Origin of the sequence: Streptomyces sp. C1-1 (genome assembly GCF_050214755.1) — a bacterium.
Taxonomy (GTDB): Bacteria; Actinomycetota; Actinomycetes; order Streptomycetales; family Streptomycetaceae; genus Streptomyces.
The window spans coordinates 9,751,625-9,773,163 of sequence record NZ_CP189826.1; the positions used below are offsets into that span (position 1 = coordinate 9,751,625).

At 68.9% G+C, this 21,539-nt stretch carries 21 protein-coding genes; 10 read left to right on the forward strand and 11 right to left on the reverse strand.

Features of this window, described 5'->3' with window-relative positions:
- Positions 1-9 precede the first annotated feature (9 nt).
- Complete coding sequence (locus ACQF4J_RS44545) at positions 10-540, reverse strand: hypothetical protein (RefSeq protein ID WP_427168378.1); 531 nt, start codon at positions 538-540, stop codon at positions 10-12.
- 122 nt (positions 541-662) lie between these two features.
- Here ACQF4J_RS44545 and ACQF4J_RS44550 point away from each other — a divergent pair, with 122 nt between their 5' ends.
- On the forward strand, positions 663-1,262 hold the full coding sequence (locus ACQF4J_RS44550; RefSeq protein WP_351582004.1) for a cation transporter: 600 nt from the start codon (positions 663-665) through the stop codon (positions 1,260-1,262).
- 98 nt (positions 1,263-1,360) lie between these two features.
- Here the strand turns inward: ACQF4J_RS44550 and ACQF4J_RS44555 are convergent, their stop codons facing one another.
- Both ACQF4J_RS44555 and ACQF4J_RS44560 read right to left on the reverse strand, forming a co-directional pair.
- Positions 1,361-2,047, reverse strand: coding sequence for a DUF1775 domain-containing protein (locus tag ACQF4J_RS44555; RefSeq protein WP_427168379.1), 687 nt, complete (start codon positions 2,045-2,047; stop codon positions 1,361-1,363).
- Positions 2,044-2,856 carry a hypothetical protein gene (locus tag ACQF4J_RS44560; protein ID WP_427168380.1) on the reverse strand — a complete coding sequence of 271 codons (813 nt, stop codon included), beginning with the start codon at positions 2,854-2,856 and terminating at the stop codon, positions 2,044-2,046. Before ACQF4J_RS44560 ends, ACQF4J_RS44555 begins: the two co-directional genes overlap by 4 nt.
- 264 nt (positions 2,857-3,120) lie before the next feature.
- On the opposite strand from ACQF4J_RS44560, the gene ACQF4J_RS44565 reads away from it, so the two are divergent.
- A complete protein-coding gene (locus ACQF4J_RS44565; RefSeq protein WP_427168381.1) occupies positions 3,121-4,191 on the forward strand; it encodes a cation diffusion facilitator family transporter in 1,071 nt (356 codons plus the stop codon).
- 36 nt (positions 4,192-4,227) lie between these two features.
- On the opposite strand, the gene ACQF4J_RS44570 is transcribed toward ACQF4J_RS44565, so the two are convergent.
- The 3 genes from ACQF4J_RS44570 to ACQF4J_RS44580 form a co-directional block, all read right to left on the reverse strand.
- On the reverse strand, positions 4,228-5,418 hold the full coding sequence (locus ACQF4J_RS44570) for a beta-1,3-glucanase family protein (RefSeq protein WP_427168382.1): 1,191 nt from the start codon (positions 5,416-5,418) through the stop codon (positions 4,228-4,230).
- 91 nt (positions 5,419-5,509) lie between these two features.
- Complete coding sequence (locus ACQF4J_RS44575; RefSeq protein WP_351803952.1) at positions 5,510-6,781, reverse strand: family 16 glycosylhydrolase; 1,272 nt, start codon at positions 6,779-6,781, stop codon at positions 5,510-5,512.
- 328 nt (positions 6,782-7,109) lie between these two features.
- On the reverse strand, positions 7,110-7,664 hold the full coding sequence (locus tag ACQF4J_RS44580) for a hypothetical protein (protein WP_351581994.1): 555 nt from the start codon (positions 7,662-7,664) through the stop codon (positions 7,110-7,112).
- Between the two features lie 222 nt (positions 7,665-7,886).
- On the opposite strand from ACQF4J_RS44580, the gene ACQF4J_RS44585 reads away from it, so the two are divergent.
- The 3 genes from ACQF4J_RS44585 (at position 7,887) to ACQF4J_RS44595 (ending at position 10,138) form a co-directional block, all read left to right on the forward strand.
- Positions 7,887-8,648, forward strand: a complete 762-nt coding sequence (locus ACQF4J_RS44585) for a hypothetical protein (protein ID WP_351581992.1) — start codon at positions 7,887-7,889, stop codon at positions 8,646-8,648.
- A gap of 73 nt (positions 8,649-8,721) precedes the next feature.
- Complete coding sequence (locus tag ACQF4J_RS44590; protein WP_351582011.1) at positions 8,722-9,129, forward strand: BlaI/MecI/CopY family transcriptional regulator; 408 nt, start codon at positions 8,722-8,724, stop codon at positions 9,127-9,129.
- A 4-nt stretch (positions 9,130-9,133) separates the two neighbouring features.
- Positions 9,134-10,138 (forward strand): M56 family metallopeptidase, encoded by a 1,005-nt coding sequence (locus ACQF4J_RS44595; protein WP_427168383.1) that lies wholly within the window; start codon positions 9,134-9,136, stop codon positions 10,136-10,138.
- 93 nt (positions 10,139-10,231) lie between these two features.
- Here the strand turns inward: ACQF4J_RS44595 and rfbD are convergent, their stop codons facing one another.
- From rfbD to ACQF4J_RS44610, 3 genes are read right to left on the reverse strand one after another with little or no spacing between them, the layout of a single operon-like run.
- Positions 10,232-11,080, reverse strand: a complete 849-nt coding sequence (rfbD, locus tag ACQF4J_RS44600; RefSeq protein ID WP_427168692.1) for a dTDP-4-dehydrorhamnose reductase — start codon at positions 11,078-11,080, stop codon at positions 10,232-10,234.
- 32 nt (positions 11,081-11,112) lie between these two features.
- The gene (gene rfbB / locus ACQF4J_RS44605; RefSeq protein WP_427168384.1) at positions 11,113-12,096 is read right to left on the reverse strand and encodes a dTDP-glucose 4,6-dehydratase; all 984 of its coding nucleotides are present in this window, start codon (positions 12,094-12,096) and stop codon (positions 11,113-11,115) included.
- Positions 12,093-13,160: a glucose-1-phosphate thymidylyltransferase gene (locus tag ACQF4J_RS44610; RefSeq protein ID WP_351581984.1), complete on the reverse strand. Its 1,068-nt coding sequence runs from the start codon at positions 13,158-13,160 to the stop codon at positions 12,093-12,095. Before ACQF4J_RS44610 ends, rfbB begins: the two co-directional genes overlap by 4 nt.
- A gap of 453 nt (positions 13,161-13,613) precedes the next feature.
- Here ACQF4J_RS44610 and ACQF4J_RS44615 point away from each other — a divergent pair, with 453 nt between their 5' ends.
- From ACQF4J_RS44615 to ACQF4J_RS44635, 5 genes are all read left to right on the forward strand, one after another.
- Positions 13,614-15,608: a glycosyltransferase gene (locus tag ACQF4J_RS44615; RefSeq protein WP_427168385.1), complete on the forward strand. Its 1,995-nt coding sequence runs from the start codon at positions 13,614-13,616 to the stop codon at positions 15,606-15,608.
- A 27-nt stretch (positions 15,609-15,635) separates the two neighbouring features.
- Positions 15,636-16,232 (forward strand): dTDP-4-dehydrorhamnose 3,5-epimerase, encoded by a 597-nt coding sequence (gene rfbC / locus ACQF4J_RS44620; RefSeq protein WP_427168386.1) that lies wholly within the window; start codon positions 15,636-15,638, stop codon positions 16,230-16,232.
- 224 nt (positions 16,233-16,456) lie between these two features.
- Positions 16,457-17,719 carry an alpha/beta hydrolase gene (locus tag ACQF4J_RS44625; protein ID WP_351581978.1) on the forward strand — a complete coding sequence of 421 codons (1,263 nt, stop codon included), beginning with the start codon at positions 16,457-16,459 and terminating at the stop codon, positions 17,717-17,719.
- 58 nt (positions 17,720-17,777) lie between these two features.
- The gene (locus ACQF4J_RS44630) at positions 17,778-18,617 is read left to right on the forward strand and encodes a COG4705 family protein (RefSeq protein WP_351581976.1); all 840 of its coding nucleotides are present in this window, start codon (positions 17,778-17,780) and stop codon (positions 18,615-18,617) included.
- 33 nt (positions 18,618-18,650) lie between these two features.
- Entirely contained in the window at positions 18,651-19,343 is a 693-nt protein-coding gene (locus ACQF4J_RS44635; protein ID WP_427168387.1) for a DUF2461 family protein, read from the forward strand.
- A 76-nt stretch (positions 19,344-19,419) separates the two neighbouring features.
- On the opposite strand, the gene ACQF4J_RS44640 is transcribed toward ACQF4J_RS44635, so the two are convergent.
- Positions 19,420-19,866, reverse strand: coding sequence for a hypothetical protein (locus ACQF4J_RS44640; RefSeq protein WP_427168388.1), 447 nt, complete (start codon positions 19,864-19,866; stop codon positions 19,420-19,422).
- A gap of 111 nt (positions 19,867-19,977) precedes the next feature.
- Positions 19,978-21,393: a cytochrome P450 gene (locus tag ACQF4J_RS44645; protein WP_427168389.1), complete on the reverse strand. Its 1,416-nt coding sequence runs from the start codon at positions 21,391-21,393 to the stop codon at positions 19,978-19,980.
- Positions 21,394-21,539 lie beyond the last annotated feature (146 nt).

Consider the following 21,539-nt stretch of genomic DNA (forward strand, 5'->3'; position numbering starts at 1 on the left):
TTCACCTCCTCACAGTTGATCCCCCCTGCCGGCCGGTTTCGGCGGATGCGTCCCGCCGCCGTCCTTGATGTCCTGCTCGCAGGTTCGTCGGTCGTAGGACTGGTCGTTGGGGATCAGCAGCACTCCGGCAACCTGCTCAGGGTGGTCGACGGCGAGCCAGTCGTCGCCCGTGAGGGAACCGTCCGGCTTGGACCACGCCCCGGACGAATAGACCGTCCGGCAGCCCAACGCCACGCGCTCCTTGTCGACCGCGCATGCGTCCACCGCGGGGCCGGATGTCTCGTCGGCGCCGTCGAAGCGGTAGTGGAAGTGGACCTGGTCACCTTCGGACGGCACCTGTGGGTGGGGCTCGAGGCGCCAGTCGACGACCTCGGCGGTGACGCCGAGAGGCTGCCCGGACGTGTCCTCGACCTGCACTCGGACACGGGCCTCACCCCGCTCGGCGGTCGTGTCGGTGCAGCCCCAGTGGGAAGAGCAGCCGGACAGGACGAGAATCACCAGAGCCGACGGAGCACCGGCAAGTACCCGTGCAGTGAACACTGAGACGACCTCCGGTCCGGGCGGGGCGGAGCAGTTTACCGAGTCACTGAGTCGAACCGGCCGTGAGACCCGTTCGTGCCGTCCCCTGATCAGGTCCCCGGTGGGTCTGGGAGGATCTCGCGGTGACCAGGACTGATGACATCGCCCGCCAGACGCTCGTCCGCCGCGGCTTCGCGCTGGAGTACGCCACCCTCGGCTGGAACGTGATCGGCATCGTGGTGCTCGCCGTCGCCGCGATTTCGGCGAGATCTGTGGCGCTGGCCGGGTTCGGCCTGGACTCCCTGATCGAGATCGGCGCCTCCGCCGTGGTGATCTGGGAACTGTCGGGCACGGGTGAGGAGCGCCGGCGCCGGGCGCTGAGGCTGATCGGTGTCGGTTTCGCGCTCCTGGCGACGTATCTGCTGGTGCAGTCCACCTGGGCACTGGCCACCGGCTTTCGTCCACACCACTCGCCGTTGGGCATCGGCTGGACCGCCGTGACGGCCGCGGTGATGTTCGGGCTCGCCGCGGGCAAGGCGCGCACCGGTACCGCGCTGGACAATCCGGTACTCAGGACCGAGGGCCGGGTCACGCTGATCGACGGCCTGCTGGCCGCCGCCGTACTCCTCGGCCTCCTGCTGAACTCCCTGGCCGGCCTGTGGTGGGCCGACCCGGCCGCAGGATACGTACTGGTCTACTACGCGCTGCGCGAGGTCAAGGAGATCTTCCTCGGCGAGCACTGACGGCCCCGGCCGGTTGCTCCACAGCGCGTCGCGAATACGACGCCGGTCGGTCCGTGGAGGTTCGGACCGACCGGCGTCGTTGCCGCCTTCGGCGTGGATCAGCTGTCGGACGACGGCGTGCCGCGCCGCTTCACCAGCCACCACACCCCGGCGCCGAGAAGAGCCGGCACAGCGAGGACCACGCCGATGACGAGGCCGGTCGAGCTGCTGCCGTCCGCCCCGGTCGCTGTGGCCTCAGTGGTGGAGTCCGCGGCTTCGATGTCCGACTCGCTGGTGGACGGGGCCGGGCTGGGCGTCGCGGCCTCGGTCACGTCAGCGCTCGGACTGGGGCTCACCGGCTCGGCGCCCGGCGCCGCCGCCTTCAACTTCAGGACCGGTGCAGGCTGTTCGGACTCCGCGCCGCCGCTGGGGAGCTCGATCCAGCGGGAGACCTCGCCGTCGCTGTAGGTCTCGACCGTCTTGAAGGCGATCTGCTTGGCGTCCGGCAGCTGCCGGACCTCGATCTTGTGCTCGGCGTCGACGCCGGGCTTCAGGGCGGGGCCGGTGAGGCTGTATCCGTCGTCGGTGGTCTTGAACTTCCAGCCCTTGGGCGCCTCTTGGAGTGTCACGTCGCCGGGGGTGATGCCCTCGGGCAGCACGATGCGCAGCTGGGTGAAGCCCGCCGAGTCGGACTCGGCCTCGGAGACGAAGCTGAGGGTGACGTTCTCGGCCAGCGCCTGCGGAGTGTCGGCCTCGACCTCCGCGTGGGCGGCGGCCGGCGCGGCCAGGGCGAGTGTCGCCGTCATCGCGACGGCAGAGGCGAGCGCTGTACGGCGGCCGGCGCGCGCCGCCGGGCGTGGGGCGATGGGCGTGGGCATGGACACAGGGGTGCTCCTTGCTGGTACGGGAAGGACCGGTCCCGTAGCGGCCGGGACCGGAGGACGTGCTGGAGGTACTCCCGTCGCGGTGGCCCCCTGCGCACCACCGCGTACTCCAGTACGTCGTCCCAGGCGGGCGTCGCCACCTCGAAGGCAGCGCCCGGCCGCCGGCCGGGAAGTGAGAAGACCGGCCGGCCGGTGTTGCCCGTCAGCCGTGCCAGCATGTGGGCCAGTGCCGCCACCGCTGCCCTGGCGACGGTGCCGGGCGCGGCCGTCATCCGGGCGTCCGCCCGGCACAGCAGCAAGGCCACCACGAGGGCGGTGACCACATGCACGGTCGTCATCGCCGTACCGGCGTGATGCCAGGCATGCCCGTCCCCCACCGCGGCCGTGGTGTGTCCGGCGTGCATCCCGCGCCCCGGCATCGCGGCCGGTGCGCCGCCGTTCGCGTAGGACAGGGTGAGGTGCAGCCCCGCCTGCGTCGCCAGCGTCCACAGGACGGTCGCGGCAGGCGTGTAGCGGCGACGTGCCAGTGGCCACACGGCCACGAACTGGACCGCGACCGACGCACCCACGAACCGCCACGGCGCCGCGCCCTCGGCGATCGCGTGGTGCCCGAAGGCCGCGAGCACGGTGCCGAGCACGGCGAACAGGCCGGCCCGCGCGCAGGTTCCCGCGCGGCTCGCCCGGCCTGCTCCGGCACGCACTCGGTGCCCGGTCACGTGATCACGCGGCACGGTGGTAACGGTCGCATCGGCAGGCTTTCGTGGGCGTCCGGGATCGGGGTGCCCTGGAACCTACCCGTCACCTGGTGCCGTTCGTCGCACCGGGTGGGTGTAGTGGAAACCGGCCCCATTTTCATCCAGTCGTATTGCGTTTTCGCAGGTCAGGGTGATTCTTGACGGAGATGACAACGGTCACCGATGCAGTCTTTGGTGATGGCCCCGCCCATGCGTTTCACTGCGGTTCAGACATCCGACGCGAGGGGGTAGTCGTACGACATGACCGATCACGGGCACGACGCCGATCACGGGCATGACCACGAGGCCGGGCACGGGCACGGGGGGCATGGGCACGGTGACGGCGTAGGTGGGCACGCCGGGCACTCCCACGGTGTCTCGGCGGATGCCGACCGCCGCTGGCTGGCGATCGCCCTCACCTTGATCACGGTGTTCATGGTGGCCGAGGTGGTCGTCGGCATCATCGCGGGCTCGCTGGCCCTGATCTCGGACGCGGCGCACATGCTCACCGACGCCGCCTCGATCGTGCTCGCCCTGATCGCGATGCGGCTGGCAGCCCGCCCGGCCCGCGGTGGCTTCACGTACGGTCTCAAGCGCGCCGAGATCCTCTCCGCGCAGGCCAACGGCCTGACCTTGCTGTTGCTCGGGGCCTGGCTGGGGTACGAGGCCGTCCGCCGTCTGATCAGCCCGCCCGAGGTCGCCGGTGGCCTCATGCTGGCCACCGCGCTCGTCGGCATCGTCGTCAACGTCGTGGCCGCCTGGTGCATCTCGAAGGCCAACCGGACCTCGCTGAACGTCGAAGGCGCCTACCAGCACATCCTGAACGACCTGTTCGCCTTCATCGGCACCGCGATCGCCGCGCTGATCGTCGTGCTGACCGGGTTCGACCGCGCCGACGCCATCGCCACCCTTGTCGTGGTCGTCCTGATGTTCAAGGCGGGCTACGGGCTGGTGCGCGACTCCGGACGGATCTTCCTGGAGGCCGCGCCGGTCGGCTTCGACCCGGACGCGATCGGAGACGAACTGGCCTCCCAGCCGCAGGTCGTGGAGATCCACGACCTGCACGTGTGGACCATCACCTCCGGTGAGCCCGCCCTCTCCGCGCACGTCCTGGTCGAACCGGGCGGTGACTGCCATGCCGTGCGCCGTCACCTCCAGCAGCTCCTGCGCGTCAAGCACGACATCGGCCACGCCACCCTGCAGGTCGACCACCTCGGCGAGGGCGCCGACGTGGAGGATCTGCTCCAGATCACCACGCCTTCGACGGAACCGGCGGAGCACTGCGACGACGCGCACGGCCCCGTCCACCGGCACGGCCCGCACGAGCACTGACGGCCGGTCCTGGTGGCGGTTCCGTGCGGGGCGCCGTCAGAACGGCGACAGCGTGAGCGTGAGGCCGGTCGGCCGGGTGTCCTGAATGTACGAGGCGAAGTCCGCGACGTCGTCGAAGGCGAAGCCGTAGGCCTTGCCGTCCTTGGTCGCCGCGTGGATGGCCTTCGCGTAGTGGTTGGTCAGGTCGCCCTGGTAGAAGGCGGCGGGGTCGGTGGCGGGCTGGGCGGTGTCGGCCAGGAGTGTCGAGCGGTTGAAGCCCGCCCCCAGGACGGCGGCGACGGGGCCGGTGGTGCCGTCGTTGGGAGCGGCGAGGTTGCCGTCGCAGAAGAGGACGTCGCGGGTCGAGGGCTTGGCGAGGGACACGGAGGCCGGCCCGTCGAAGGTGAGGCGCTCGCCGCGCACCCGGCCGGTGAACGTGCCGGCGTTGGTGGTGACCTTGAGGTCCTTGCCGGTGTAGGTGCTCCACACCTCGTCGATGTACGGGGCGAAGTAGTCCGCGGCGAAGAGACCCGCGTCCAGGCCGTGGCCGGGAGCGATGATCCGCGTGTCGTCGACGACCAGCCGCGCGAAGTCCTCGACCCGCTTGACGGCGGCGAAGGCGGCGGCGCGCCCGCCGTCGCGCAGGGCACCCGTCGTCTGGTCCTTGTCGCCGGTGAGCCGGATGCTCATCGGCACGCTGAACATGTCGACCATGGTGGTGTTGCAGAACATCCCGGCCGCGTTGTACGTGAACTCGGCGCAGTCGTGCAGGATGCCGTAGCTGGGGTCCGACGTGACCCATCCGGCCGGGTACTGCAGGGCCGCGTTGCCGTTGCCGTCGGTGACGGCCTTGAACTTGAGCTTCTCGCCGAGCGACACGTAGATGCGGCCCGACATGTAGGGCAGGGACAGCTTGGTGTCGCCGCTGCTCGACAGGGGGATGGCGTAGTCGGTGAAGCCGTCGGCTCCGTTGTCCGACAGGGCGATGGGGGCGACGGTTCCGTCCGGGGTGAGCCGTACCTGCTTGCCGTCGAGGTTGCCGACGACGTAGAGGTGGACGGAGGTGTCGGCGAACGAACCGCTGTTGTTGACGACGGTCACCGGGAGCGAGTCGCTCGCCGCGGCGTCGGTCTGGCCTGCGAGGGCGTGCGGAGCGACGGCGGCGATCGCCGGGACGGCGACGGCCGCGCCGCCCAGGGCGAACAGCACCTTGCGGCGGGTCAGGTTGCGCTGGTGGCGGGGTGTCATGCGTACGACTCCTTGGGGGCCGGCCGGGCGGACCGGGCCACTCGGGGGATGGGGCGAGGGCGGGGGGTGGCCGGCGGTGTGCCGGGGACGTTCAGCTGATGGTCCACTTCTGGTTCGTCGCGCGGGTGCACGTCCAGATCTGCAACGGGGTGCCGTCGGCCGAGGAGTTGCCCTTGGCGTCGAGACACTTGTCGGCGCCGGTGTTGGTCAGGTCGTGGGCGGCGGTGTAGGTCCACTGCTGGGCTGCCGTGCCGTTGCAGGTGTAGAGCTGTACGACCGCGCCGTCGTCGTGTGAACCGGCCTTGACGTCAAGGCACTTGCCGAGGGCCCGCACGGTGCCGTCGCTGACCGGGGTCCACTTCTGGGCGTCGTCGCCCGTGCAGTCGTGCAGCTGGACGGGGGTGCCGTCGGCGGTGGCGGCGCCCGCGACGTCCACGCACATGTCGCCGATGCCCTTGATGGCGCCGCTGCGGGTGGTGCCGCCGGTGCTGCCGGAGTCCGAGGCGGTGACGTGGACGTAGTCGACGGTCATCGTCTGCGGGAAGGAGGTGGTGGCGTCGGGGCTGCCGGGCCAGTCACCGCCGACGGCGAAGTTCAGGATGATGAAGAACGGGTGGTCGTAGACCCACTTGTTGCCGCCCACGTCGGCGGGGGTGCGGGTCTCGTAGACCTGGCCGTCCACCGACCACTTGATCGCGGACGGGCTCCAGTCGACGGCGAAGACATGGAAGTCGTCGGCGAAGGACGTGCCGTTCGGCAGGGTGTACGCGGCGCCGATGCCGCCCGAGCCGGAGTAGCCGGGGCCGTGGATCGTCCCGTGGACGGTGCCGGGCTCGCTGCCGACGTTCTCCATGATGTCGATCTCGCCGCTGTTCGGCCAGCCGGCGCTGCCGAGGTCGTCGCCCAGCATCCAGAACGCCGGCCAGACGCCCTGGCCGCGCGGCACCTTGATGCGGGACTCGAAGTGGCCGTACTTCTGGGTGAAGGCCTTGGCCGTGTTCAGTCGCGCCGAGGTGTACTGGCAGGTGCCGTACCAGCACTGCAGACCCGGGTCGCTGTTCTTGCGGGCGGTGATGACCAGATTGCCGTGGCCGTCGAGCGCGGCGTTGTCGGTGCTGTTCGTGTAGTACTGCAACTCGTGGTTGCCGTTGCCGCCGCCGCCCGTCTCCCGGGTCCACTTGGAGGAGTCTGGCGCGCTGCCCGCGGCGCCGTTGAAGTCCTCGGACCATGTCTGCGCCGCGGCCGCGTTCGCGCGGTTGGTGGCCGGACCTGTCGTGTTGAAGAGGATGGCGCAGGCGAGGGCGGTGGTGATCAGCAGCACCAGCCCTCCGTACGACCATCGGCGTGCGCGATGAGCTGCCATGCGGGAAACACACCTCGTCTTTGGGGATGTTCGGCTCGGCGGTGGACGGCTCTCGCTGGAGGGCGCGGACGGAAGGGGCGTCTGAGAGCGCTCTCAATTTTGCGTCGGGCGTCACCGGTGGGCCATGACCATACGCACGATCATTTGCCCTGCCAACCGGAACGCGCAGCCCCAAGTGTCCCTGACCTGCGGCTATTTGAGAGGGTGGGGGAGACTGAAGAACGTTTAATTCGCGTTTAAACCACGCTTAAGGCGTCGGCCGCAGGCGGTGATCTTTATGTCCGGGATGCCTCTTGCCGCCGTCACGGCCGACGTCGTGGGTTGTGCCTCAGTGCGACCCGTTGCCTCCTGGGCTGGTGGCAACAAGGCCGACTACGCCTCCGAGCGCGGTGGTGGCAAGAGCGAGCGGAGCCTCTGCCGGCTTCTTCTGGTATATGAGCACGAACGCCAGCACACCGAAGACGAAGACTGCGGCAGCCAACGTGGAGACCACGATGTACCAGAGCGTCTGCGCCGTCTTGGCATTGGGCTGGCCCAGAACGCTGCGGGCCAGTTCCTGGCGCTGATCCGGTTTCAGGGCGTCAACTGCACGCCCGGCGGCGGCCCGTTTCTGCTCGTCCGTGTTCATACCGTTGATGAGCACAGTGGCAAGGTCCTGCTTGCCTTCGTCGGGCAGAGCGTCAAGCACACTGCCGAAGGCCGCTTGCTGCTGCTCGCGTGTGCTCATTCCTTGGACGAGGGCGGCGGCCAGGTCGGGCTTTGCCTCATCCGGCAGCGCTTGGGCCAATTCAGTGACCCTTTCCGCCGTGGCGGGGGGCTCCGGCGTCGTGCCCGCTCCTTCTGGTTCGGCTTGGGGCGGCGTAACGCTCTCCTGCTCCGGCACGGAAGCCTCCCGCGTAGATGAGGTCGCTCGACTGCGTACTTTTCCCGCGACGGATTGTCCCTCCAGGGCGGCACCGGCGCAGCTGTACATGCCGTGTTCCGGTACGCAGTTGGGTTCAGCAAAGTTCCGCAAGTCATCCCTGTGTGGCGCACGGCTGTAATCCGCAGCGGTGGGCGCGTGCCTTGCCATCCGTTGGGCGCGGGCGCGGTGCAGACTGTCGGCATGGCCGAGAACGAAGCGCAGGTCAGCCCTCCTGAATCGCTCCTGCGGTTGATCGACAATCTCGCGCGGTTCCATCGCGAGCACGAGGAGTACTACTCCCAAGCGCCGTTGCGGCAGGCCAGTGAGCTGCAGGCGCGCTCTCGGGTGCTCAAGGCGCTGGCTGACCGGTGGAGCGAGGCCGGCGTGGGTGAGCGGGCGTCGTCGGTCGGATTCAGCGGTGCGGAGGACCTGAATGCCCCCGGACTCGTCGCGGAGTCGGGAGTGCTGTTCATGGAGGGTGAGGGCGAGCCCGCCGAATTGCGGCGGTTGAAGCGTGAGGTCCGACAGGTCGCGGATGACGTCGAGCAGACGGGTGCCTGGCTGACTCAGGCGATGGAGCAGGCCTGGGAGATCGCGGGGAGCCTGGCCGCCTACCCCGCGCTGGCCGACCTGCTCGGGGAACGGCACCGGATCATCTCCAACGACTGGCAGTCGGCCGCACTGCAGTCCCTGATGGCGCGGCTGCTGCGGCGCGCCCTGGACCTGCTGGCCAAGGTCGACTTCACACCCGCGGCACTGCGGGCCGACCTGGCAGAAGAACGGCACGCCCCCGCCTATCTGTACTCGGCTTCCGAACTGCTGGATCGGGCGGCCGACCTGATGGCGGAGTCGGCGATGCTGGTGCATGACAATGAGCGGCGCTGGCGTGTCTTCCGTGTTCGAGTTCGCGAGTTGCGGTCCGCATCACCGGGTCCGCAAGGTGGAGACCGTCGCACGAAGTGATCGCCGCCCTCGTCTTCTACAGGACGTAGTAACTCCCGGTAGGGTGGCGGCCGAGCAGGAAGGCGGTGAACAGGTGCGCGAGCGGAGCGAGGAAAGCGGTGGGGCGACCGGGAGAAGGGCGCGCGGGGAGCTGGAGAGTGGCGTTCTCGCCGCTCTGTGGGCAGCGAAGGAGCCGCTGACCGCTCGGCAGGTCCTGGAACGTCTCCCCGGGGCTCTCGCCTACACGACGGTGCTGACGATCCTGTCGCGTCTCTACGACAAGGGGATGCTCGTACGTCATCCCGTGGGCCGCGGCAATGCGTATGAGCCCGTCCGGGACGAGGCGACCGAGACGGCCGTGCGGATGCACAGCCTGCTGGAGCGTGGCTCGGACCGGGAGGCGGTGTTGTCTCGCTTCGTGTCCGAACTGTCGCGGGAGGACGAGCGGTTGCTGCACCGTCTGCTGGGCGGGCAGGACGCCGGCCGCGACGACGGGCAGTGAACCGGTGACGATCAGCGTCTACGTCCCGCTCGTGGTCACCGTGGTCCTCGCGGGCCTCGCTCCTAGGGTGGCTCGGCAACGTGCACCGCGGCCCGCCGCCTGGTCCCTGGCATGCGCGGCGGTGGTGACGGCGATCGGCTGGCTCGGCTCGCTGGCCCTGCTGGCGTTCACCGCCTTCGCGCAGATCCCGGAGGTCGCGGAGGAGGGGCATTGGTCGGTGGCCGCGCTGCGCACTCACGACCCGGTGTTCCTGTCCGTCGCGGCCGTCAGCGCCCTGGCCCTGGTGGTGGGGCTCGTGTCGCTGGGCGTGGCGGCCGTACGCCAGGTCCGTCACCTCCTGTGGGCCCGCCGGGAATGCGGCCGGGTGCCCGGAGACACCGAGCTGGCGGTGCTCGACGACGACGTTCCGCAGGCATTCGCGCTGCCCGGCGCGCCTGGGCGGATCGTGGTGTCCCGGGGGATGCTGCGTTGCCTCGGTGACGCGGAGCGCGAGGCCATGCTGGCGCACGAACGGGCCCATCTCCATGGCCGCCACCACCTGTTCCAGACCGTGTGGCGGCTCACGGCGGCCGTCACCCCGCTGCTGCGACCGCTGGCCGAGGCGGGTGGTTTCGCCTTGGAGCGCTGGGCCGACGAGGAGGCCGCCGCCCGCGTCGGCAGTCGTACGGTCGTCGCCCGCGCCGTCGGACGGGCGGCCCTCGCATCCGCGGCCGTGGTACGGCCCGCCGCCCTGGCCGCGACCGGCGGGTCGGTGCCCCAGCGGGTGCAGGCCCTGCTGTCTCCGCCGCCCCCGCGTCGCTCCCTGCCCTTCGTGGCGGGCGCACTCCTGCTCACCCTGTGCTGCGTCAGCCTGGCCAACGCCGCCTCGGACAGCGAGAGCCTGGTCGACAGCGCGGAGCGTGCGCAATGCGCCGCGGACGCCGGGGCGACGACGGCTTCGGCCTTGGCTGGGTGCAGCCCGCATCAGCCGGAACCTTGTTGTGATCACCATGGAGCCGACGATCGCTGAAGGAACCGCAGCCGGCCACAAGGCACCGCGGTGCCGCGAGAGCATGCCGGTTCAGCATCCCGGTAGCGCGGGCTCGGAGCTTCTTGCGTCGGACTACGGCCGCTCGGCGGCAAGCATCGCCGGAAACGCTTCATGCAGGGCCTCGCGCCAGCCCCGGATGGGCTCAACCCCGGCGGCTGCCCAGCGGTCGTGGCCGAGGACGCTGTAGCTCGGCCGGGGCGCCGGGCGAGGGTAGGCGGCGCTCGTGGTCGGGCGGACTCGCTCGGTGTCCGCGCCGAGCAGCCCGAAGATCTCCCGGGCGAGGTCGAACCAGGTGGCTTCACCGCTGCTGGTGCCGTGGTAGATCCCGGCCGGGGCGACCCCGTGCAGTGCGGAGCGGCCGAGGCGGACGAGCCGGTCGGCGAGGTCGACGGTCCAGGTGGGCTGGCCGCGCTGGTCGTCGACCACGTCGAGGGTGTCCTTGACGCTCTCCAGTTTGATCATCGTACGGACGAAGTTGCCGCCGTCGGCTCCGTACAGCCATGCCGTGCGTACCACGTAGCCCGAGTCGGGGAGCGCGGCCAGTACGGCCTGCTCGCCGGCGAGTTTGGTGCGGCCGTAGGCACTTCGTGGAGCTGTGGGGGCGTCCTCCGCGTAGGGCGAGTCGGCGTCGCCCGCGAAGACGTAGTCCGTGGAGACCTGGAGCAGCCTGGCTCCGGTCTCGGCGCAGGCTGCTGCCAGGTTCCGGGGGCCGTGGCCGTTGATCCGCAGGGCCTCGGCCTCCTGGGCCTCGGCGTCGTCGACGGCGGTCCAGGCCGCGCAGTTGACGGTCACGTCCGGCCGGTGCTTCGCGACGGCTTCGTGCACCGCGTCCGGGTCCGTGATGTCGAGGTCCCCGCGGGCCAGGCCCACGACCTGCTCTCTGTCCGCCGCCAGGCGGGCCATGAGGTCCTTGCCGAGCATGCCGCCCGCGCCGGTGATCAGCCAGGTGGATGTCACAGTGCCGCTCGCTCCTTCAGGGGCTCCCACCAGTCGCGGTTGTCCCGGTACCAGGCGACGGTCTCGGCGAGGCCGGTGACGAAGTCCTTGCGGGGTGCGTAGCCCAGTTCCGTCCGGATCTTGGTGCAGTCCACGGAGTAGCGGCGGTCGTGGCCCTTGCGGTCGGCGACGTACTCGACGCTGTCCCAGCCGGCGTCGCAGGCCTGCAGCAGGAGGGAGGTGAGTTCCTTGTTGGACAGTTCGGTGCCGCCGCCGATGTTGTAGACGTCGCCGGCGCGGCCCCGGGTGCGCACCAGGTCGATGCCCTGGACGTGGTCGTCGATGTGCAGCCAGTCGCGGACGTTGCCGCCGTCGCCGTAGAGCGGGACCTTCTTGCCGTCCAGCAGGTTCGTGATGAACAGCGGGATGACCTTCTCGGGGAAGTGGTGGTGCCCGTAGTTGTTGGAGCAGCGCGTCACGCGTACGTCGAGGCCGTGGGTGCGGTGGTACGACAGCGCGATCAGGTCGCTGGAGGCCTTGGCGGAGGAGTACGGCGAGTTGGGCTGCAGCGGGTGCGTCTCCGGCCAGGAGCCCTCGTCGATGGAGCCGTAGACCTCGTCGGTGGAGATGTGTACGAAGGTCCTGATGCCGGACCGGTGTGCGGCGTCGATGAGGGTGTGGGTGCCGACCACGTTCGTACGGACGAACTCCGCGCCGCCGTCGATGGAGCGGTCCACGTGCGACTCGGCCGCGAAGTGCACCACCTCGTCGTGCTCGGCCATCAGCTTGCCCACGAGCTCGGGGTCGCAGATGTCGCCCTGCACGAAGGCGAAGCCCGGGTGGTCGCGGACCTCGTCGAGGTTGGCCGGGTTGCCCGCGTAGGTGAGCTTGTCCAGCACGGTGATCGCCACGTCGCCGGGGCCGTCGGGTCCCAGGAGGGTGCGGACGTAGTGGGAGCCGATGAAACCGGCGCCGCCGGTCACCAGGATTCTTGTCGTCATGAGGAGATCTGTACCTTGCTGTGGTCGCCGAGCACCAGACGGTGGACCGCGGGGTTGCGGGGCGCGGGGGTGACCTCCACGTTGCGGCCGATGAGCGAGGCCTCGACGCGCCGGACGCCGGTGATGGAGGAGTCACGCAGCACGATCGAGTACTCGACCTCGCTGTCCTCGATCCGGCAGCCCTCGGAGATGGACGTGAACGGGCCGACGTACGAGCCGTTGATCACCGAACCGCGTCCGATGACGGCAGGGCCGACGATGCGCGACCCGCGGACCTCGGCGCCCGCGTCGATACGCACACGGCCGATGATCTCGCTGGAGTCGTCGACGGTGCCCTCGACGTGGGGCTCGAGCCTCTCCAGGACGGAGCGGTTGACCTCCAGCATGTCGGCGACGTTCCCGGTGTCCTTCCAGTAGCCGGAGATGGTCGTCGAGCGGACGTCCTTGTTCTGGTCGATCAGCCACTGGATGGCGTGAGTGATCTCCAGCTCGCCGCGCCAGGAGGGCTCGATGCTGCGGACGGCCTCGTGGACCGCGGGTGTGAAGAGATAGACACCCACCAGTGCGAGGTCGCTCTTGGGGTGTTTCGGCTTCTCCTCCAGTCCCTTGACGCGGCCGCTCTCGTCGAGCTCGGCGACACCGAACGACGTCGGGTTGGGCACCTGGGTCAGCAGGATCTGGGCGTCGGGGCGTTCGTTACGGAACTCGTCGACAAGGCCCGTGATGCCGCCGACGATGAAGTTGTCGCCGAGGTACATCACGAAGTCGTCGTCACCCAGGAACTCGCGTGCGATGAGCACCGCGTGGGCCAGACCGAGCGGCTTGTCCTGCGGTATGTAGGTGACGTTGATTCCGAGTTTCGAGCCGTCACCCACGACTTCCCGGATCTCTTCGGCGGTGTCGCCGACGATGATCCCGACGTCTGTGATGCCGGCATCGGCGATGGCCTCCAGCCCGTAGAACAGCACGGGTTTGTTGGCGACGGGCACCAGTTGCTTGGCCGATGTGTGTGTGATGGGACGCAGGCGAGTGCCCGAACCACCCGACAGCACAAGGGCTTTCATTCGCGGCATGCTAGATCCAGTCAAGTCACGGCTCCATCCGCTGTGTCATAGGTCGCCGAATCATGTCGGATATTCCATGATTTCCATGAGTAAGAGTCCGGTATGACATCACTTTGATGTGATGACGGTGAGTCGGCCGGGGAACAAGCCGATGTCGGAGCGGCCAACTGAACACTACAACATGTAGTAGGTTCGTCGATGCGGAGGCGGAGTCGCTCCGGAGCGGTGTCCAGGCTGTCATCGAACCGACGAACGAACCGTTGACCAGGCAAGAGCCCGGACGGGTGGTCGGGGCCCCTGCCCGAACGGAACTACCGACGTTCTCGTCCCGTCTGTACAAGAGTGCTTGTGCATGGCCCGGCAGGTCGGCGGCCAGGACTGTCACCCGTGCGGGGCGAGGAGTCCGAGATGGCCGTCACGAAGTCGCTGAGTAGCGGAGGAGCGGAAAGTCACGTGCCGATCAAAGTGAGCGTCGTGGTCCCGGTGTACAACCCGGGCGTGTACATCGAGGACTGCATCGCCTCTCTTCTGCGCCAGAGCCTGCCGGACGACGAGTACGAGGCGATCTTCGTCGACGACGGGTCCACCGACGAGACCCCCGAGCGCCTGGATCGGCTCGCCGCCGAGTATCCGCACATGCACGTCATCCACCAGGAGGGCTCCGGGTGGTCGGGCAAGCCCCGCAACGTCGGTATGGCCGCCGCCAAGGGTGAGTTCATCCAGTTCGTGGACAACGACGACTGGCTGGGCGACGAAGCCCTTGAGCGGATGTACGACTACGGCGTGGAGAACGGCGCCGACGTCATCGTGGGCAAGATGGCCGGCAAAGGGCGTCCGGTCCCGCGGGAGCTGTTCCGCAAGAACCGGCCGTACGCGAATGTCGAGAACGCCCCGCTGATCGACAGTCTCACCCCGCACAAAATGTTCCGGAAGGCGTTCCTGGACAAGTACGACCTCCGCTACAAGGAGGGGCGCCGCCGCCTGGAGGACCACGTCTTCGTCGCCGAGGCGTATCTGCGGGCGGACAATGTCGCCGTCCTCAGCGACTACCTCTGCTACTACCACGTCAAGCGCGACGACGCCTCCAACGCGGGCTTCCAGCGATTCGACCCGGTCGGCTATTTCAACAATCTTCGCGAGGCCCTCGATGTCGTCGAGGAACTCACCGAGCCCGGGCCGCTGCGCGACCGGCTCTTCCGCCGCTGGCTGCGCAACGAGATGGTCGAGCGGATGCGCGGACAGCGTCTGCTGAAGCTGCCCGCCGACTACCGCCAGGAACTCTTCGACGAGATGCACAAGGTGGTCGTCGAGCGATTCGGGCCCGGAGTCGCGGCCGGTCTGCCGACCACACAGCGGATCGTCGCCGACCTGATCGCGGCCGGCCGACTCCCCGACATCGAGGAGTTCGCCCGGTGGGAGTCACGGGTCAAGCCCTCCGGCGTCCTCGACGACCTCCGCTGGCAGGACGGCAAGCTGACGATCGGTTACACCGCCGAGTACAAGTCGGGCGGCGAACCCATCGTCTTCCGTACCGACGGCGAGAAGGACCTCCTCGTCCCGCCCCTGCCGCAGACCAGCCTGGACGCCATCGCCCAGCTGGGCGCGGACACCTCCGCCCCGCTGGCCAAGTCCAAGGTCGACCTCGTCGTGCGGGATCGTGCGACAGCCGCGGAGTTCTTCCAGCCGGTCGAGTTCACCCGCGAGAAGATCCCGGTGAAGCGCCGGGAGGGACACTTCCGGCACGTCTTCCGAGCCACCTCACGGATCGACCCGTTGTCGGCCGCGAACGGCGCCGCACTGGATGCGGGCGTCTGGGACGTCTACATCCGCATCACCTCCTGCGGGTGGACCAAGGATGCCCGCCTCGGTGCCGTACGCAGCGAAGGGGCCGGGCGTGGACGCGGCGCCGCCGTTGCCGGTTCTCCGGCCCGTCTCTTCCTGCCCTTCTGGACCGATCCGCACGGCAACCTCTCGCTCGACGTCGACCAGCAGACCGAACGGATCGCGTACGAGTTCGCCGGCCTCACGTCCGCCGATGTGATCGTGACAACGGACCCCGGCGGCCTCACCGTTGCCTTGCCGTTCCACGTCCGGGGCGAGAGCGAGGCGAACCTGAGGCTGACGGAGGCCGCGACCAGCCGGTCGGTGGTACTGCCCGGCACGCTGAGCGCCCGCGGGGTCGGCGAGGCCGAGCTGAGGGCCGGCCTGCCGCTCGAGGAACTGGTGGGAGGCCAATGGCGGTTGGAGCTGATCCTGCCGTCGCCCGGAGCCGGCAAGCCGGTGGCACTCCCGCTGGCGCTCGATGTCCGCGCGAGCGGAGGTGTCGTAGTCAAGCGCCTCGCTGGCGCAGCCAAGAAGCCCGCGCGGAGGCGGCTCGGCTTCCACCTCCTGAGGCCGGCGTTCTTGCGCCGCGCGGCGGGCAGGCTCCGTCGGACGCTGAAGAAGTAACCGAACCACGCGAACAAGGATCACCACGTGCGACCACTGGACATCGAAGGCGCTTGGATACTGGAACCCAAGGTCTTCCCCGACGACCGCGGCAGCTTCCACGAATGGTTCCGCGGCGCCGATTTCCGTGAGGCGACCGGCCAGGACCTCAACCTGGCGCAGGCCAACTGCTCCGTCTCCAGGCGGGGCACCCTGCGCGGCATCCACTTCGCCGACGTCCCGCCGAGCCAGGCCAAGTACCTCACCTGCGTGCGCGGCGCGGTCATAGATGTCGTCGTCGACATCCGCGTCGGCTCCCCGACGTACAAGCAGTGGGAAGCCGTCCGGCTCGACGACCAGACCCACCACGCCGTCTACCTGTCCGAGGGCCTCGGGCACGCCTTCTTCGCCCTCACGGACGACGCGACGGTCGTCTACCTGTGTTCCGAGGGCTACGCCCCCGAGCGCGAGCACGGCATCCATCCGCTGGACCCGGACCTCGCCGTCGAGTGGCCGACCGGCATCCGACCGCTGCTGTCCCCGAAGGACGAGCAGGCGCCGTCGCTCGCCGCCGCGGAGGCACAGGGCCTGCTCCCGGCGTACGAGGGCTGCGTCGCCTATCGCAGGACTCTCGCCGACGGCTGACGGCTGACGGCTGACGGCTGACGGCTGACGGCTGACGGCTGTCGGCTGAGGGCTGTCGGCTGACGACCGACGACTGCTTCGGAGTGCGACGGGCCCTTCCTACGGAAACGCGGAAGGGCCCGCTCGTTTGTTCCATGAGCGTTTCTTGGTGAACGCACAAGGGTCACCAAACCTCTTCCTGGTGACAGAACGACCACGGGCAAGGAAATCAGGGACTGAGTGGCATGGGCTTGACCAGCAAGACAACCGTGTACGTGATGGCGCTACTGGCCGCCGTCTCAGTGGCGCTGTTGGTCTGGCTCTGGCCACGGCTGGCCAGGCAGGGGCTGTGGCAGGTGCTCGGACGGCTTGCGGCCGTCGGCGTGACCCAGGTGACGATCATCGCGACGTTCGCCTGCTGGCTGAACTCGTCGTACCAGTTCTTCGGATCGTGGGGCGAGCTCTTCGGCAACGTCGACACCTCTCCCGTCGGCGTCACGCAGGCGGCCGGCCACAACGGCGACGGGACGGTCACCGGCGTCTCCGTGAAGGGTCCCTTGGTGCAGCCCGCCGGCGACCAGCAGCTGAGCCGGGTCAGCGGACTGCCCACCGGGCCCGCCGCGGTGAACGGGCGGGTCGAGTCCGTGAAGGTCATAGGGCGCCGCACGGGCGTGGTCGACCCGGCGTTCGTCTACCTGCCGCCGCAGTACTTCCAGAAGGCGTACCACAGGCAACGCTTCCCGGTGATCGTCGCCCTCAGTGGCTATCCCGGCAGCATCTTCAACCTGGCCCAGTACCTGCGGGTGTCGCAGACCGCCGGACAGCTGCAGAAGAGCGGACAGATGCAGCCGACCATCATGGTGATGATCCGGCCGACGATCGCCCCACCGCGTGACACCGAGTGCGTGAACGTGCCCGGCGGGCCGCAGACCGAGACGTTCCTGGCCAGGGATCTTCCCGACGCCCTGAAGTCCACCTACCGGGTGGGTCACGACGCCAACTCCTGGGGCGTCATGGGGTACTCCTCCGGCGCCAGCTGCGCCCTGCAGCTGACGATGCGCGACCCGCACGTGTACACAACGGCCGGTGCGCTTTCGCCCGACTACAAGGTCAAGGACGACCCCACGACCGGCAACCTCTTCGGCAGTGGGCTGGGCCGGGTCAACCGGATCAACGGGCACGACCTGATGTGGCGGCTCAAGCACCTGCCCATACCCCAGGTCTCCGTCCTGGTCGCCGACAGCAAACACGGCGAGAAGGGCTACGCCCAGACGCTGGCCTTCATCAAGGCGGTCAAAGCACCTATGCGGGTGGTGTCGATCCTCCCCGATCAGGGCAGCCACAACTTCCCCACCTGGACGCGGGAGATGCCGGCCACCCTGAAGTGGATGAACCAGCAGCTGACCTTCCCCCAGGACGTCGTACCCCGGCACCACCGCACACCGGCCCACACCACGGTGCGCGCCTCGGGCGTCGAGCCCTCGCGGACCGCGACCCGGCACAGGTGAGGTGAGCAGCACGCGCAGTCAGGATGCGTTCAGGTAGGTCCTGGCAGGGTCGGGCCTCATGACCTACGAACTGTCCGAGACACCCGAAGCCGCGCGGGACACCACCGGTCCCACGCGGCACGCACCCCGCCTCCGCCTGAACAAGGTTCCCGAGGTCACCGTCTACTTCTGGATCATCAAGGTCCTGTGCACGACGGTCGGGGAGACCGCGGCCGACCTGCTCAACGAGAAGGCCGGTCTCGGCCTGACGGGTGTCTCGGTTCTGATGAGCGCCCTGCTCGCAGTCGTGCTGGTCGTGCAGTTCCGCACCACCGCCTACCGAGCGGGTGTGTACTGGCTCGCCGTCGCCCTGATCAGCGTCGTCGGCACCCTGATCAGCGACAACCTCACCGACAACATGGGCGTGCCGCTGGAGACGACCACCACGGTGTTCGGGGTCGTCCTCGCCGTCGTGTTCGTCGTCTGGTACCGGCGGGAGCGGACCCTGTCCATCCGCAGCATCGACACCACCAGCCGCGAGGCCTTCTACTGGCTGGCCGTGCTGTTCACCTTCGCCCTCGGCACCGCGGCCGGCGACCTGGTCTCCGAGCGCATGGACCTCGGCTACTGGCTCTCCGCGATCCTGTTCGCCCTGGCCATCGCCGCCGTGGGCATCGCCCACTTCACCCTCGGCCTGGACGCGGTCTGGAGCTTCTGGATCGCCTACGTCCTCACCCGCCCCCTGGGCGCCTCGATCGGCGACTACCTCTCCCAGCCGACCGGAGACGGCGGCCTCGGCCTCGGCACCGTCATCACGAGCGTGCTCTTCCTGGCGGTCATCCTCGGCCTGGTGGTGTATCTGACGGTGACCCGCAAGGACGTCGCGGACAACGGGAAGTTGGTCCGGCAGGCGGGCTGAACGGTGTCGGGCTGCCGTAGCATCACCTCCTGCATGCACCGCGAGTCCTGGCGGCACAGGGAGACCGGAGGACCGGAAGCGATGGCTGGGCCAAGGCAGTTCGCCGGTTGGGACGAGGCCGCGTTCGACGTACTGTTGCGTCTTGACGGTGAGCCGTCGCAAGAGGTGATGCGCGAGGTTCGCAAGGACCGCGAACGCCTCGTACGGCAACCGATGGTCTCGCTTCTGCACGACTTGGCCTGGGCGGATCCCGCGTTCGAGGACCATTCCGTGTGGCGGTACGGGAAGACATCGTGGTGGTGGCAGAACCAGTCCGCTGTCGTACGCGTCGCCCGGAACGTCGAGATCGGCCTGCGCTTCAACCTGGATGGCCTGCATGTGCAGGGCGCGTGGTGGTACGCCGACTCCGTGCAGGTCGCCAGGTTCAGGGCGGCGGTCGCCGCCGAGCCAAGCGGCACCGAACTGGGCGACCTGGTCTCGGACCTGAGGAGCAAGGGGTTTGAAATCACCGGGGACCTGCTCAAACGCGTGCCCCGGGACCACCCCACCGACCATCCTCGAGCGGACTTGCTGCGCCACCGATCGCTGCTCGCCACACGGCACCTCGGCTGTGACGAATGGCTTCGGACACCGGAGGCCGTCGACCGTGTCCTGGCCACGCATGAGCAACTCGGGCCACTGCTCAGCTGGTTGACTGCCAACGTGTCGGCTGAAGTGGGCCGGTAGCGGGTAGGCGCTCGGGTCCTAAAGCTTGTCGCAACCTTCCTTGACATCCGGGGGTGTGGGAGGGCCCTTTTCGATCTCACTGTTCAGGTGTGGAACTGTGCCCGTGCCACTCGCGGGCGCCGGACCGCCTCATCAGGTCCTCGATCGTGGCGGCGTCGGTCAGGAGCGGATGCACACGCTGGACGTAACCGGCCTGGCCCAGGAGAGACTTTCGCATCTGTTTGAGATTTCGGGCGCTGTAGGAGATGCCACCGCGCTTCTCCACGACGCCTGCGGTGATGGCCAACGGCTCGATGTCGACTGTCAGCATCACGGCATCCGTTGTGAAGCTGACGCTGCACTCCACCCCGCCCTCCCTGAAGTCGAGAGCGACTCTGTACGCAACCCCGCCGCCCCGGTACGTGGAGACGGGCAGGACCCGCTCGGTCTCGGTCGGGCCGGACAGCCCAAGAGCCGTCGCGGTTTCCGCGTACACCGCCCGCACCTCCTCGAAGAAGGATTTCGTTGATGGGACCATGGTCACCTCGCGTCCTCTCAGCACTTCAGTGCGCTTGTGGGCGGGTCCTGCGTCCAGCGTCAGGCCGAGGCCAGGCGGAACGGGGCCGGCACCCGTGCGGGCTGCTCGACCGGCCCCTCAGTCGCCCGGGTCCGAATGGAACTCCATGGTCAAGGCGTCGGGTTTGACAGTGATGACGGCCTGGGGGCGCGGTGGAGGGGAGGTCATTGTGAACCGGGGCCAGAGCTGGAGGAGGGTCGCGAGGATGATGGTGAGCTCCACCCAGGCGAAGTTCTCTCCGATGCACTTGCGGCGGCCGTCGCCGAAGGCGAGGAAGGACCCTCGGGTGGCCGCGACGCGGTCCGTCTCCCAGCGGTCCGGGTCGAAGGTGTCGGGGTCGGGGTAGTAGGAGGGGTCGTGCTGGTGCAGGTAGGGACTCCACACGACATCCGCGCCCTTGGGTATGAGGTGTCCGCCGAGGACGATGTCGCGGGCGGCGGTCCGCGTCACCATCCAGGAAACCCCGTACTTTCTGAGGGCCTCCTGCAGAACCCGTCGCGCGTAGGGGAGTTGGTCGAGGTCGTCGTAGCGCAGCGGCCGGTCCTGGCAGACGGAGGCCAGTTCCTCGCGAAGTCGTCGTTCCACGGCGGGATTGCCGGCGATCTCGTACAGCGCCCAGGCGAGTGTGGTGCCGGTGGTCTCGATCGCTCCGGCGAGGAGGGTGATGGCCTCGTCCTGGAGTTGGCGGCGGCCCAGTTGGTCCTCCACACCGATCAGGGTTTCGAACAGGCCTCCTGGCTGTCGCCGCCGCGCCTGGGACGCATGGGGGCATGCCTCGGCACCCGACGCACCGTCCGGCGCGGCGGATCCGGGTGCGGTGGCGTCGGCGTGGTGGTCGATGGCCTGGTCGATGAGAGCGCGCAGGCGGGCGACACGGTCGGCGTGCGCGCGGTTGGCGGGCAGCGGCAGTCGCGTGATCCAGGGCGGCAGAAGGACCTGCCGAATCGTTCCTCCCATGATTTCGGGCATGAGGGCGGTGAACTCGCCCTCCAGATGCGCGGGGAGGTCCGCGCCGAACACGGCGACGAGGAACGTCGCGAGGGTGATCTCGTTCATGCCGGCGAACAAGTCGAGCGGTTCGGCCGCGGGCCAGGCGCCGACCATCGTCCGCACCTGATCGATCATGGCGTTTCCGCGCTCGGCGATGTGCGCCTTGCTGAACATGGGCTGCATCAGACGGCGGTTGCGCCGATGGGTGTCGCCGTCGGCGACGGTCGCGACCCCGTCGCCGAGGAAGACCCGCAACGCGTCGTAGTACTTGCCGCCCTTGGGGAAGTGGGCGGCGTCGGTCACCAGGACACGCCGGGCCAGCGCGGGGTCCGTGACCACGTAGGCGGATGTGGGGCCGATGCGTATGCGCACCACACTGCCGTGTTCGCGCAGCGAGGTGATGAACGGCAGCGGATCGCGGACGAGGCGGAGGCCGTGCCCGATCAGGGGCAGTCGGCCGGGGGCTGTGGGGGTGGGGATGGGTGCCGTGGTGGGGGCGCTCATCACGCGCTCACTCCTCGTGGGGGAGGGATCAAAACGCCCGAATACATGCCCATGGCAGCTTCTTTCGATGCGCCCCGACGATGATCTCCACGTCACATACCCGTCCCCCTGTGTTCCTGTCCGCCCAAGGCGCGCCGCAGGCGTGT

Coding starts and splice junctions, on each gene's coding strand:
- ACQF4J_RS44610 (WP_351581984.1), bottom strand. CDS start 13,160: ATGAAAGCCCTTGTGCTGTCGGGTGGTTCGGGCACTCGCCTGCGTCCC.
- ACQF4J_RS44570 (WP_427168382.1), bottom strand. CDS start 5,418: ATGACACCCCGCCACCAGCGCAACCTGACCCGCCGCAAGGTGCTGTTC.
- rfbD (WP_427168692.1), bottom strand. CDS start 11,080: ATGCTCGGCAAGGACCTCATGGCCCGCCTGGCGGCGGACAGAGAGCAG.
- ACQF4J_RS44630 (WP_351581976.1), top strand. CDS start 17,778: ATGACCTACGAACTGTCCGAGACACCCGAAGCCGCGCGGGACACCACC.
- ACQF4J_RS44565 (WP_427168381.1), top strand. CDS start 3,121: ATGACCGATCACGGGCACGACGCCGATCACGGGCATGACCACGAGGCC.
- rfbB (WP_427168384.1), bottom strand. CDS start 12,096: ATGACGACAAGAATCCTGGTGACCGGCGGCGCCGGTTTCATCGGCTCC.
- ACQF4J_RS44585 (WP_351581992.1), top strand. CDS start 7,887: ATGGCCGAGAACGAAGCGCAGGTCAGCCCTCCTGAATCGCTCCTGCGG.
- ACQF4J_RS44635 (WP_427168387.1), top strand. CDS start 18,651: ATGCACCGCGAGTCCTGGCGGCACAGGGAGACCGGAGGACCGGAAGCG.
- ACQF4J_RS44575 (WP_351803952.1), bottom strand. CDS start 6,781: ATGGCAGCTCATCGCGCACGCCGATGGTCGTACGGAGGGCTGGTGCTG.
- ACQF4J_RS44645 (WP_427168389.1), bottom strand. CDS start 21,393: ATGAGCGCCCCCACCACGGCACCCATCCCCACCCCCACAGCCCCCGGC.
- ACQF4J_RS44625 (WP_351581978.1), top strand. CDS start 16,457: ATGGGCTTGACCAGCAAGACAACCGTGTACGTGATGGCGCTACTGGCC.
- ACQF4J_RS44555 (WP_427168379.1), bottom strand. CDS start 2,047: ATGACGGCGACACTCGCCCTGGCCGCGCCGGCCGCCGCCCACGCGGAG.